Origin of the sequence: Xenorhabdus sp. TH1, from assembly GCF_037260955.1 — a bacterium.
GTDB lineage: Bacteria > Pseudomonadota > Gammaproteobacteria > Enterobacterales > Enterobacteriaceae > Xenorhabdus > Xenorhabdus griffiniae.
Genome location: NZ_CP147734.1, coordinates 2563813 through 2576681, shown reverse-complemented (window position 1 = coordinate 2576681; position 12869 = coordinate 2563813). Strand labels below are relative to the sequence as shown.

General features: G+C 43.0%; 9 protein-coding genes. 3 read left to right on the top strand and 6 right to left on the bottom strand.

All coding sequences use genetic code 11. The features are described 5' to 3' along the window. Nucleotides 1-27 precede the first annotated feature (27 nt). The 3 genes from WDV74_RS11330 to ybfF form a co-directional block, all read right to left on the bottom strand. Complete coding sequence (locus tag WDV74_RS11330) at nt 28-987, bottom strand: methyltransferase (protein WP_338885593.1); 960 nt, start codon at nt 985-987, stop codon at nt 28-30. A 473-nt stretch (nt 988-1460) separates the two neighbouring features. Continuing rightward, complete coding sequence (locus WDV74_RS11325; protein ID WP_338882898.1) at nt 1461-2195, bottom strand: class I SAM-dependent methyltransferase; 735 nt, start codon at nt 2193-2195, stop codon at nt 1461-1463. A gap of 187 nt (nt 2196-2382) precedes the next feature. Continuing rightward, nucleotides 2383-3162, bottom strand: a complete 780-nt coding sequence (ybfF, locus tag WDV74_RS11320) for an esterase (protein WP_338882896.1) — start codon at nt 3160-3162, stop codon at nt 2383-2385. 259 nt (nt 3163-3421) lie between these two features. Between ybfF and seqA the strand changes: the two genes are divergently transcribed. Both seqA and pgm read left to right on the top strand, forming a co-directional pair. Beyond that, on the top strand, nt 3422-3955 hold the full coding sequence (seqA, locus tag WDV74_RS11315; protein ID WP_338882895.1) for a replication initiation negative regulator SeqA: 534 nt from the start codon (nt 3422-3424) through the stop codon (nt 3953-3955). Nucleotides 3956-4036: 81 nt separating this feature from the next. Further along, entirely contained in the window at nt 4037-5677 is a 1641-nt protein-coding gene (gene pgm / locus WDV74_RS11310; RefSeq protein WP_338882894.1) for a phosphoglucomutase (alpha-D-glucose-1,6-bisphosphate-dependent), read from the top strand. Between the two features lie 38 nt (nt 5678-5715). Here pgm and WDV74_RS11305 read toward each other — a convergent pair whose 3' ends face one another. Next, on the bottom strand, nt 5716-6144 hold the full coding sequence (locus WDV74_RS11305; protein WP_338882893.1) for an EamA family transporter: 429 nt from the start codon (nt 6142-6144) through the stop codon (nt 5716-5718). A 541-nt stretch (nt 6145-6685) separates the two neighbouring features. Between WDV74_RS11305 and pulA the strand changes: the two genes are divergently transcribed. Continuing rightward, nucleotides 6686-9484, top strand: coding sequence for a pullulanase-type alpha-1,6-glucosidase (gene pulA, locus WDV74_RS11300; RefSeq protein WP_338882891.1), 2799 nt, complete (start codon nt 6686-6688; stop codon nt 9482-9484). 59 nt (nt 9485-9543) lie between these two features. Here the strand turns inward: pulA and kdpD are convergent, their stop codons facing one another. Together kdpD and kdpC are read right to left on the bottom strand one after the other, a co-directional pair. Continuing rightward, complete coding sequence (gene kdpD, locus WDV74_RS11295) at nt 9544-12261, bottom strand: two-component system sensor histidine kinase KdpD (RefSeq protein WP_338882890.1); 2718 nt, start codon at nt 12259-12261, stop codon at nt 9544-9546. Continuing rightward, nucleotides 12248-12847: a potassium-transporting ATPase subunit KdpC gene (gene kdpC, locus WDV74_RS11290; protein ID WP_338882889.1), complete on the bottom strand. Its 600-nt coding sequence runs from the start codon at nt 12845-12847 to the stop codon at nt 12248-12250. The genes kdpD and kdpC overlap by 14 nt, the downstream gene beginning before the upstream one ends. Nucleotides 12848-12869 lie beyond the last annotated feature (22 nt).

Genomic DNA, 12869 nt, shown 5'->3' with positions numbered 1-12869 from the left:
TTATTCGGCTGACTTAAGCGAAGGCTTTCATCCTGCAATGGCTTCGACAATCGAAATATAACAACCTGTATCAATAACGCGATTGAGTTTCAAATCTGCGTTAGCCAGCAATTGTCGTAGCTCATCTTCTGTGCGTTCGCGTCCCCCTTCGTAGATCCCCATGCAGAGGAGATCCATTTCCTTACCTGAGTGCGAAACGTTGCCATTAGGGATGACCGGATCCATGATTAGCACTCGGCCGTCAGGGGACATCGCTTGTCGGCAGTTACGTAGGATGCGTATACATTGCTCATCAGGCCAGTCGTGCATAATGTACTTGAGCAGATAGATATCGCCCTGTGGACATGACTCGAAAAAGTCGCCAGAAGTAATCTCCCAACGTGTATCGTCACCTAACGCGTCAAGTTGATGTCTGGCCAGTACGTGTGGTTGGTCGAAAAGGATCCCTCGCAGAGTGGTATTAGCCTGTAATACGCCTAATAACAGGCCACCAAATCCGCCAGCGATATCGACAACGGTCGCGTTTTTCGGAAAGTCATAACTGTTCACGAGAAACAGATTTTCCACTTTAGACATTGAGGACATACCGGCATGAAAATCATCAGCCTGTGTATCCTTCTGCGCCCAATAATCAAAGAAAGGAAGTCCGTAGAGGTGTTTGAAGGCGGGGTTGCCGCGGACACTTTCGACAATCTCACCAAGAGGTTGCCAAAATGTCCTGTCAGTCAGCATCAATACTGCAGATCGGAGGGAGTGGTGTGTGTCTTTGCGCAGGAACTCTGCGGCTGGTGTGAGTGAAAACCGATTTTCTTCGGTTTCACGAAAGATATTCCGTGTGGCGAGCAACCGCAGAACTCGGTGTAGTTGTTGCTCTTGGGCACCGACAGTTTTGGCAAGTTCATTCACTGTTTTTGGCCCATTGCTCAAATGATCGGCTACACCCAGAACTGCAGCAGCACGAAGCGCCGCTTGATAGGAATACCCCATTGTTTGATTAAGTAAATGTAACGCTGCTGATGTGTAGTTAGAAATTGCTGTGTTATTATTTAAAGTGTTCATATGATTCTCATTTATTATGTAATTATTAAAATAAAAATTAAAGAAATATAAGTTTACTTATTATTTCAAGCATATTATTAACCAGAGTGTTGTTCATTTTTCAATCACAAAAAAACTTATACGAAAGGATATTGTTATAATGATTTTTATTAATGAGAATAATGAATAAGGCTATTTTTACGAAAAGGTTATGTTGTGTTTATAGTGAGAATTTTTAGGGCGGATAGTGATTATACGCATGCAACTTCAAGTTTCAATTTACAATACGATATGAAACCTGATTTCTCCCCGCGAAGCGGGGAGAAATCAAACGCATCTTGAAGTTAGATTGGTATAAATAACACAATAGAAAAATACATTAGGGTATAATAATCCCCACTAAAATAGTGGGGAGATATGTGTTAGTGTTGACAAACAAAGGCTGCATCAATGCAATTTCTTTGGAAATCATCCCAAAACCCTGGTGGATAGCTCTCAATATCACTTTCCAATAGCATAGGTTTATGCCATTCGAATTTTAATCCCGCCTTAGTGATGGCATTTTTATATTGTTCACGGCTCCAACGATGCATAGTAAAAGGGCTGGGTGGGGTAGTAAGAAATTCAGCCCTCACAAGAGTTGTATCTTTCACAGGCTCTTCACTTAGAACCTTTATGCAATAATTTTCATAGTTCCCTTTTTCTAAACGATAATCAGGTTCAAATGTATAAGCGATGAGTTTACCGGAAGGTTTAAGATGATCTGCAATTACACGAAACATATTTTCAAGTTGTTCAAGTGATTCCGCATGACAAAATAGCCAGGCGGCAACTATCAGGTCAAATTTGCCGAATGACTCCATTTTGCTGACATCCCTGATATGATATTCTATACCATCGTTATATTGTTGCGATTTGTGTTTAGCAATTTCTATCATCTTATCTGATATATCAATACCAATTACTTTTGAAGCGCCACGGTTTCTGAATTCCCGACTAAATAAGCCATATCCACATCCTAAATCTAATACCGATTTTCCTTTTACATCCCCTGCCAGATTGAGGAGGGTACGAGCCACTATTTTTATTTGAGGGCTAGAGTCTGAAAAATCTTCGTAGAGATGAGCAATAGGATTATATAAGATGTTATCTTTCATAATGATGTCCTTAATTAAAATTAAGATATTTTATTTGTTTGTAGAATACATTATTTAATATTGGTGTAATAATGACTGACTGTTTCCTTTGTTGTATATTAAGGCGCCAGTAATGAATTAGATATAATTATTTTTATATTGACTCTTTTTTTTATCAACCCATCGGAATATGGGTTGATATTCGTCATTATTTTGTGCCTAAAAAGCGATGAATTGCCCGGAGTACAGCTTCAGGCTTTTCTGCATGTACCCAATGCCCACAACCGGCCACAACCCATGCGGTTGCTTGTGGAAATTGGCTGATAATCTCTTCTCGAAATTCTTCATTAATATAATCTGAATTTCCACCACGGATAAATAAGGCGGGATTGTGCCATGCAGGAATAGTTTCCCAACCGATAATCTTTTCGTACTCTTTTTGCAAAATGGGAAGATTGAATTTCCATTCCCCTTGATGGAATGATTTCAATAAAAACGGAATAACACCCTCTTCTCGAATATCCTGACGCATAATATCTGCCGCTGCTTGTCGGGTTTGTACACCGGCTGCTACGACTTTGTTCAGTGCTGTGAAAATGCTGTCATGACGGCGAACCAAATAAGCGACAGGAGCCATATCAATCACCACGATTTTTTCAATCCGTTCTGGCGCAATAGCCGTCATGCTCATAGCGATTTTGCCACCCATGGAATGCCCAATAATAATGGCTTTGGACACGGTTAGCTCATCAAGTAATGCCAGGACATCCTGTGCCATATCGCGATAATCCATATTTTCCATGCGTGGTGAAATACCGTGGTTACGCACATCAATTTGAATCACTGGATAATGTTGCTGTAATTCACGCCCCAATACGCCTAAATTATTTAAGTCTCCAAAAAGTCCATGAATCAAGACAATGGGCGTTGACGATTGCGGATTTTCTACAGTGTGAAGATGATAATTTAATTGACAATTTGACTTCATAATTTGCCTGAATTTAATACCATTTATACCATGTTTAATATTGAGATGCTTAATATCATGACACGTGAGCTTTGACAAACTTAATGAGATGAAATAGTTGTAACTAATTGATTTATTTTAAAGGAAAGTTGCTTTCCTAAAGATTCTCTATTTTAAAAGGAATCACTTTAAGTTATTGAAAGTTTAATTGTTTTGTTTTGTGGCATTATATCTTATAATCGCAGGATAATTTTTTCATTAAGAACAGTACTGGATAGAAATGAAAACGATAGAAGTTGATGAAGAACTTTACCGCTTTATTGCAAGCCAAACTCTGCATATCGGTGAAAGTGCATCTGATATTTTACGGCGCATATTGAAGTTAGACGCCGGGCAGCCAGTACAAATTACAGAGCCTGCCAACGACCCTGCACCCGTTGTTAAAACCCTGGTTACCCGTTCCCGTGATGCTGTTCGCGTTATTCGTGAATTATTGCTTTCGGATGAGTACGCTGAAAAGAAAAAATCTGTTGAACGCTTTATGTTGGTTCTGTCTACCCTGTATAGCTTGAACAGTGACGGTTTTTCCAAAGCAACAGAAACGATGCATGGTCGTACCCGTACTTATTTCGCCGGTGATGAGCACACGTTATTGGCGAGTGGTAAGCAAACGAAGCCACGCCATGTTCCTGGTACGCCTTTTTGGGTAATCACCAATACCAACACTGACCGTAAACGCAGCATGATCGAACATATCATGCAGGATATGAAGTTTCCGGCAAATTTGATTGAAAAAGTGTGTGGTACTATTTAATTTTACTACTAATACAATTGATTAGCTTATTAGTACTGCGCTGGCGATAAGCCAGTGCGGTCTCCTAGGAGAAATAATAAAGTGGCCATTCATTCAAGAGCAGGGCAGCTCGCTCAGCAGCATGATTTAATCAATATTGCTCAGCTCACTTCACAGTATTACACCTTACAACCCCATCCTGAAAATCCAGCCCATAAGGTCAAGTTTGGTACTTCCGGCCATCGTGGCAGTTCTGGACGCAATAGCTTTAACGAAACACATATTCTGGCTATTTCTCAAGCCATTGTGGAAGTGCGTTCGCAACATGGGATTACTGGGCCATGTTATGTGGGTAAAGATACTCATGCGCTTTCAGAAGCGGCATTTATCTCCGTATTGGAAGTGTTAACGGCGAATGGAGTAGATGTCATTGTGCAGGAAAATAATGGGTTTACACCGACTCCTGCTATTTCTCATGCCATTTTATGCCATAACCGTCAGGGGAAAAGTTTGGCTGATGGTATCGTGATCACGCCATCCCATAACCCACCAGAAGACGGTGGTATCAAATATAATCCACCTAATGGCGGGCCAGCCGATACTGATTTGACGGCAATCATTGAACAGCGTGCGAATGAATTACTGGCTTCTGGTCTCAATGGGATCAAGCGCCTGCCTTATGAACAGGCATTAAAAAGTGAATATCTGTATTCCCAAGATTTGATCGATCCTTATGTCACTACACTGGGTGAAGTAGTGGATATGGCAGCTATCCAGCAAGCAGGCTTAAAAATTGGCATTGATCCGCTGGGCGGTTCAGGGATTGCCTATTGGCAGCGGATTGGGGAATATTACAATCTCGATCTGACACTGGTTAATGATAAGGTCGATCAGACATTTCGTTTTATGACACTGGATCATGACGGTGTGATCCGTATGGATTGTTCATCCCGTTGGGCAATGGCGGGGTTGCTGGAGCTGCGTGGTAAATTTGATTTAGCCTTTGCGAATGACCCTGACTATGACCGTCATGGGATTATTACGCCGGCAGGTTTGATGAATCCGAACCATTATCTGGCAACAGCTGTCGATTACCTATTCCGCCACCGCCCACAATGGTCGAAAAATATTGCGGTGGGTAAGACTTTGGTTTCCAGCGCCATGATTGATCGTGTTGTAACTGACTTGGGGCGTGAATTAGTGGAAGTGCCTGTCGGTTTTAAATGGTTTGTGGATGGACTCTATAAAGGCGAATTGGGCTTTGGTGGAGAAGAAAGTGCTGGGGCATCTTTCCTGCGCTTTGATGGCACTCCGTGGTCAACCGATAAAGATGGCATTATTCTGTGCCTGTTAGCGGCTGAAATGACAGCAATTACCGGTGAGAACCCACAGCAACGTTACGATAAACTGGCTGCTAAATTTGGCACACCAAGCTATAGCCGTATTCAGGCTCCGGCGACGCATCAGCAAAAAGCATTATTGTCCAAACTGTCACCGGAAATGGTTAAGGCCGATATATTGGCAGGTGATCCGATTACCGCCCGTTTAACCACCGCATCGGGGAATGGTGCTTCCATTGGTGGCTTGAAAGTGATGAGTGATAATGGTTGGTTTGCTGCTCGTCCTTCTGGTACGGAAGAAGCTTATAAAATCTATTGCGAAAGTTTCCTTGGTGCGGAGCATCGTGAAAAAATTGAGCAAGAGGCTCAGGAAATCGTCAATCAGGTATTTGCCGCAGGTTAAAAATACAAGCCGTAGCGATTGCTGCGGCTTCTTTGTGTTTATCCCAAAGCGACCATCAAAGCGCCCAGGGTAATTAGCACGATACCACCACAAGTCACCAGAGAAATTTTCTCGCCAAATAGAATTACCGCCAGAATGACTGCAAATACCACGCTCAATTTATCGACAGGAGCAACCTGGGAAACGTTACCATGTTTGATCGCCAGAAAATAGAATAGCCAGGAGAGTGCACCGGCAATACCACTTAATAGGATAAACAGAAGTGCCTTGCGATTGGCGAGAATTTCGCCGATAAGATTCAATTTTCCCTGCACAATGACAACGCCTGTCAAAAACAGTGCCATAATAACAGCCCGAATAGCGGTTGCTGTATTAGCATCCAAATTTTGCAACCCAATCTTTCCAAAGATAGCGACCAGTGCTGCCGTTAGCGCGGAGAGTAAGGCATAAATCAGCCATGTACTCATATTCAATTAACCTTGTGTTTGATATTAACGTGCTGTATCAGAGGAATGCATCATAGGCTAATTTGGTTGTTCTGAATATGCATAATGCCAAAAATATTATGCGCTATACGCATTAAACTTCAAGTTGCAATTTACAACACGATATGAAACCTGATTTCTCCCCTGCGAAGCGAGGAGAAATCAAACGCATCTTGAAGTTAGATTGGTATATATTTTTCAAATTGCTACAACTTTTAATTATGTGAAAGCATAATTAATTAATATCACAGAGGGTAACTCATCCTTTATCCTACTCCTGGTATTTATTAATAAAGGATGAGGTGAGTTTATCTAATACAATGTTTAATCATTATTTTCATTTTTATTAAAAATAGCGTTGATGTGATCTTTCTATTAAAAAGGTTTTGCTATGAAATCTGACTTTTGGAGAAAAGTTTATTTTATTGTATTCAGCAGCCTATTTGTTTTATTACTTTCAAGTTGCGCACAACAGCGTTGTATCCCAAATAAAAATCATTCGTTTAAAACCCAGGAGGAACTGATGGCACATAGTTTGAAGCAAATATCCGGCAGTGAACAAATCTATCGTTGTTATTCTGAGCCAGAAATTTCTCAGGCCTCCGCACATTGGGTTGATCGACAAACATTATTATGGTCAGGTGGGGCAGGTCAGCCTATTGTTCGTCTATATTACAATCACAACAATAAGGTAGAAGCTAATGAGCAAGGTTATTTTACCGATAACTATCTGACGTTAACCCCGACAAACTTAAGCCAGGAGACGGCAAGGAAGTTTCCCCATCTGGCAAAATGGGCGGCGTTCCGTCTACCAGAAGAAACGGATATTGATCTTCTTCTGACGGGTGATTTGGTGGCTTTGGCTGCTGATGAGCAAGGTTTGTTAATATCAGCAACTCAAGTACAAACGGCGGGTGTGTTGGATGATCGTTTTGCCGATGCCGCTGATAAGCTGGAATATGGGGCACGGATAGATGATAAAGGCGTCCTTTTCCGCTTGTGGGCACCGACTGCCCAAGAGGTTGGCCTAATTATTTATAATCAAGATAAGCAGATTATTGCCAATCATACAATGCAGCGTGATGCCACAAGTGGTTCCTGGTTCTGGCAAGGTAACGAGAAATTGATTGGTGCTTATTACCGTTATGCCTTAAAGGTCTACCACCCAGATTCCCGTAATGTGGAACGTTATGAAGTGACCGATCCCTATTCTTATAGCTTGTCTACGAATTCTGAATATAGCCAGGTTGTCAATTTGGATGATGCGTCACTGAAACCACAAAATTGGGATAACCTGTTAATGCCGCATCCGCAAAATACACCAACGGATATTGCCCGCATGACCATCTATGAAGCGCATATCCGTGATCTTTCCGTGGCAGACAGCACAATATCCGCAGATTGGCGTGGTAAATATCTGGCACTAACCGCCAAGAACAGCGATATATTCAAACATCTTAAAGCGTTGAGTCAGGCGGGAATGACGCATATGGAGTTATTGCCTGTGTTTGATATCGCCTCCATTAATGAATTTAGCCATCAGGTGGCGGATCTTGATCACTCTTTTAAACGTCTGTGCCAAGTCAATCCAATGGTGAAAAATAGCCGTTTTGCGGGTTATTGCGATAGCACATTGACTGTACGGGAGGTTTTGCAGCAATTGCGGCGCGATGACAATATCAATAATCCGCAGGTACAAGAATTAAATACGATGGTGGCAAAGACGGATTCCTATAACTGGGGTTACGATCCGTTTCACTATTCAGTACCGGAAGGCTCTTATGCCACTGATCCGGAAGGTTCCGGTCGTATAAAAGAGTTTCGCTCCATGATACAGGCTATCAAACAGCAATTGGGTATGAATGTGATCATGGATGTTGTCTACAACCATACCGATGCGGCGGGTCCTGTGTCCCGAACGTCGGTATTGGATAAGATCGTGCCTTGGTATTACCACCGTTTAGATGAAATAACAGGCAATGTAGAAAATAATACCTGTTGTTCTGACACTGCGCCTGAACATCGTATGTTTGCTAAATTGATTGCAGACTCGCTGGTAACCTGGGTTAAAGATTATAAGATAGATGCGTTTCGATTCGATTTAATGGGTTATCACCCCAAAGCGCAAATTATATCAGCACTGGAAAAAGTCCGGGCGATTAACCCGTCGATCTACTTTTTCGGCGAGGGTTGGAATTCAGGGCAAGATGATCGGTTTGAAACCGCATCACAAGTTAATCTTAAGGAAAGTGGCATTGGAACTTTTTCTGACCGATTGCGAGATGCGGTGCGGGGAGGAGGCCCTTTTGATGTTGCCGACAGTATTCGCAGTAATCAGGGGATAGGAAATGGTGTCGAAATATTGCCGAACGAAATTTCTAGCTTAGATGCAGATAAAGCTCGTCATTTATGGGATCTGGTTCGTCTTGGTATGGCGGGCAATTTGGCGTCTTTCATCATGATCGATAAAGATGGAAAGGTGAAAAACGGCGGGGAAATTGATTATAAGGGCACAGCTGCGGGTTATGCATTGGAGCCGATTGAAGTAGTGAATTATGTCTCTAAACACGATAATCAAACATTGTGGGATATTATTAGCTATAAAGCTGCCCAAGAAGCAGATTTGAGGACTAGGGTTCGTATGCAGGCGATCTCCCTGGCAACAGTATTCCTTGGGCAAGGTCTGGCTTTTGATCAACAAGGGTCAGAGTTATTGCGTTCAAAATCATTTACCCGCGATTCTTATAATGCGGGTGATTGGTTTAATCGTGTTAGTTATGACTATAAAGACAATAATTATGACGTAGGGTTACCTGAACGCGGTAATGACGGCAAAAATTATCCACTGATTAATCGGGTCAAAAATCAGGTGGAAAAACCAGGCCAAAAGGAATTATTGCAGATGATGGCGTTTTATCAGGAACTACTGAGATTACGTCAATTTTCACCGCTGATGACACTTGGCGAAGGTGCGGCTGTTAGGGAACGTGTTGATTTTATTAATGTTGGTCCTCACCAGCAACCTGGTTTACTCGTCATGACGATTGATGATGGCAATCTGACATCGGGTGATCGTGATTTGCGGTTTGATGGTTTGGTCGTCGTCATTAATGCTGCACCCTGGTCTGTGACTGTTAAAGATCTGAATGTCGTGGGGCTGAAATTAAATGATATTCAACGTGAATTAGGCGAAGCGTCTTTGGCTGCGGGAATACGAATCACGGAAAATGGTGAAGTAACCATGCCTGCATGGTCAGCAGCTGTGTTAGTTTTGCCACAAGAAGGAATTCGTGGTACAGGTTTGCCTGTTCGCAGGAAATAACGAAGTTAAGAAATATTTAATTACTTTTAATACCGAGATGCTTAGGGGGCGAAACGGTTTCAGGTTTTTGCCGTAGATGCCCCATGTAAATCTGGTGGATCTTGCAACGGCAGAAGAAAATGAAAACTGGTTCCCCCTTTTTGATTATTAGCTGCCCATATCTTTCCACCGTGGATTTCAATAATGGATTGGCAGATCGCTAGACCTAGCCCGATACCAGGTATCGCTGATTCTTTACTGGTGCGTGAGAATTTATCAAAAATCAGTTTTTTTTGTTCTGGTGGAATTCCTGTGCCTGCATCCCAGATTTCAATATGCACCTGTTTTTGAGCAGTTTTTTCCTCGATAGTAGCTTGTATGCCTAAAGGGGTCTGCTCACTGGTATATTTAATGGAATTTTCCAGCAGGTTGATAAAAACACGTTCCAGTAAGGCGGCATCACAATGCAGCAATACATTGTTGGGTAAAGAAAGTGCTACAGTATTGCGATTGAGGGTATGTTCCAAAGAACGCAAGGCACTGCTGACAATTTCTTCCAGTGGACACCATTCAAGGTTAAGTTGAATGCCACCTGATTGCAGTCGTGCCATATCAAGCAGGTTATTGACCAGTCGAGAAAGGCTGAGAATTTGCTGGCGAATTTGATTAACTTGTTGGGTATGGGGCGAATTTTCTGTCGATAAATCCAACATCAGTATTTCAGCTTGCCCGAATAGTACAGTCAACGGAGTAAGTAAGTCGTGAGACAGGGCTGCCAGCAATGAATTACGCAGTTGTTCCCGCTCAGTTTCTAACCTGGCAGATTCTGCTCTACGGGTCAGGTGCAAGCGTTCCAGCGCATTGGCAATAAGTCCCGTGAAGATTTGTAATAGCCGCTGTTGTTCCGGTACTAGTAACTGGCGCTGGTTAGGGGATTCAATGGCAAGAACGGCAAAAACCTGCGAGGGTGTAGCGATAGGCAATAATTGATAAGGGACACCCGGTAATGTATCAGTACCCGCTCCGGCTGGTTGTTTTTTCTCAAAACACCATTTGGCAATCGCTTCATCGATTTGCATCTGACCACCATTATGGGATTTCACTTGATATAAATGCTGGTTGTTATCTGGCAGCAGCAGGCCTGTTTTTGCCTGAAAGCTGTTGGATAGAAAGTAATAGCTGATACGCGCTACGTCCTCTTCATTCAGGGCCTTGCTCAGTGTACGGGTTATTTCATATAGGTGCCGTGTTCTTTGTTCGCGATAACGCGCTACTCTGGCTTGATAGCGTATACCTGCGGTAAGGTTGCCAACAACAGCCCCGACAATCAGCATGACGGCCAGTGTGAGCAGATATTGAATGTTTTTGACTTCCAATGACCAACGTGGTTGGACAAAGAAAAGATCAAAACTAATGACATTGACAAAAGCAGCAAAGACAGATGGCCAACGACCATAAAACAGCGCGATAATGACAACACCGAGCAGATAAAGCGCTACCAGGTTGGCTTTGTCAAGGGTCAGCAAGAAAGTGCGGGAAAAGAGGGTAATGAGGGCACAGAGTACGATAGCCATCAAAAAACCCTGAATCGGGACTCGCCATTTATCATTGAAGGTTCGGTTATCTTTTGGCTCTTTGTCGCCGTTTTTTTTATCTTCCAACGCAACAATAATCAAATCTAAATCAGGACCGAGCTTTCCCAGACGCTCTGAAAAGTCACGATACCATTTAAAGCCGAAGAAATTTACCTGTGAATTGTAATAGCGGCCAATAAGGATTTTACCCAGATTATGCTCTCTGGCGTAGCGCAGGACGGCTTTTTCTTCATCGGAATCAGAGAGTGTTGCGGTTTCAGCGCCCAGATCTTGTGCCAGCTTTAAGGCTTGCAAAATGGTACGTCGTTTGCCTTCTGGCAATCGATGTAGTTTGGGGGTTTCAACGTAAACAGCATGCCAGGTACAGTTGAGTTTTGCTGCCAGGCGAGCGGCTTTTCGAACCAGTTTTTCATTGCCGGCGTTGTAGCCAATGCACAGTAGTAAATTCTCTTGCGTATGCCATACGGGTTCTTTTCCTCGCGTATCACGAAAAGCGCGCATTTGGTCATCTACGCGGTCTGCCGTGCGGCGTAACGCCAATTCACGCAGAGCAATCAGGTTCCCTTTGCGAAAAAAATGTTCAATGGCACGTTCGGCCTGACCTGAAATATAAACCTTGCCGTCATTGAGCCGTTGACGCAAATCATCAGGTGGAAGATCGACCAGAACAACATCATCGGCCTGATCAAAAATATGGTCAGGAACGGTTTCCCGCACGCGAATACCGGTAATGCCGCCGACAACATCATTCAAACTTTCTAAATGTTGCACATTGATAGTTGTCAGTACATCAATACCAGCTTCCAGTAATTCTTCGACATCTTGCCAGCGCTTCGGATGGCGGCAACCTTTAGGGTTACTGAATGCCAGTTCATCCATCAGAATAATGGCTGGATGGCGGGCAAGGGCGGCATCAATATCAAATGCCGCTATCCGGCGTTCATTATGGCGGAAATATTTTGCGGGTAATCGGGGTAACCCTTTCAATAAGGCTGCGGTTTCTGATCGATCATGGGTTTCAACAACACCGACAATGACATCTAGCCCCTGCGCCAGCAGCCGTTGAGCCTCTTGCAGCATGGCATACGTTTTGCCAACACCCGCACAAGCACCGAAAAATATTTTTAGTTTGCCGCGTGGCTTTTCGTTTGCCAGCGTCAGCAGTTCATCAGGATCAGGACGCTGTGGTTCATTGTGTTCCATAGTCTGATCTGCCTTTTTGATCCAGGTTATCTAACGCAAGATTCAGTTCCAGTACATTGACTATGGGTTGTCCCATATATTCCAGCAGGGGATATTGAATGTGTTGCTCAATGAGTTTATGGATGATCGCAAGTGGAATATGACGGGCTATTGCCACTCGTTGTGCCTGGAATTCTGCTGCTTCAGGGGAGATATGGGGATCTAACCCGCTACCCGATGCCATGATTAAATCAACAGGAATTGGATAGGTTGCGGGATGGTTAAATAAACGTACCTGGATAATATTTTGGTGTATTTTGCTGCTTAGTTCAGGGTTGGTTACTGCGAGGTTACTGCCTCCAGATGACAGCGTGTTGTACGGTTTTTCAGCTGTCATGGAAGGCCGCCCATGAAAATAGATAGATTTGGTAAAATTCTGACCAATTAATTCAGAGCCAACCAGTTTGCCATTCTGCTCTATTAGCGATCCTTTAGCTTGATAGGGAAATAAAAATTCTGCTATTCCCGTCACCAGCAATGGATAGGCTATTCCCGTGATGAAGCTAAGTAATATCAACAGAATAATGGAAGAACGTAACCAGATCATTTTTATCACCTTATTTGAAGCA

Excerpts from the sequence above, each read along its gene's own strand:
- pulA (WP_338882891.1), top strand. The coding sequence starts at position 6,686 with ATGGCACATAGTTTGAAGCAAATATCCGGCAGTGAACAAATCTATCGT.
- ybfF (WP_338882896.1), bottom strand. The coding sequence starts at position 3,162 with ATGAAGTCAAATTGTCAATTAAATTATCATCTTCACACTGTAGAAAAT.
- kdpD (WP_338882890.1), bottom strand. The coding sequence starts at position 12,261 with ATGGAACACAATGAACCACAGCGTCCTGATCCTGATGAACTGCTGACG.
- WDV74_RS11325 (WP_338882898.1), bottom strand. The coding sequence starts at position 2,195 with ATGAAAGATAACATCTTATATAATCCTATTGCTCATCTCTACGAAGAT.
- WDV74_RS11330 (WP_338885593.1), bottom strand. The coding sequence starts at position 987 with ATGGGGTATTCCTATCAAGCGGCGCTTCGTGCTGCTGCAGTTCTGGGT.
- seqA (WP_338882895.1), top strand. The coding sequence starts at position 3,422 with ATGAAAACGATAGAAGTTGATGAAGAACTTTACCGCTTTATTGCAAGC.
- kdpC (WP_338882889.1), bottom strand. The coding sequence starts at position 12,847 with ATGATCTGGTTACGTTCTTCCATTATTCTGTTGATATTACTTAGCTTC.
- WDV74_RS11305 (WP_338882893.1), bottom strand. The coding sequence starts at position 6,144 with ATGAGTACATGGCTGATTTATGCCTTACTCTCCGCGCTAACGGCAGCA.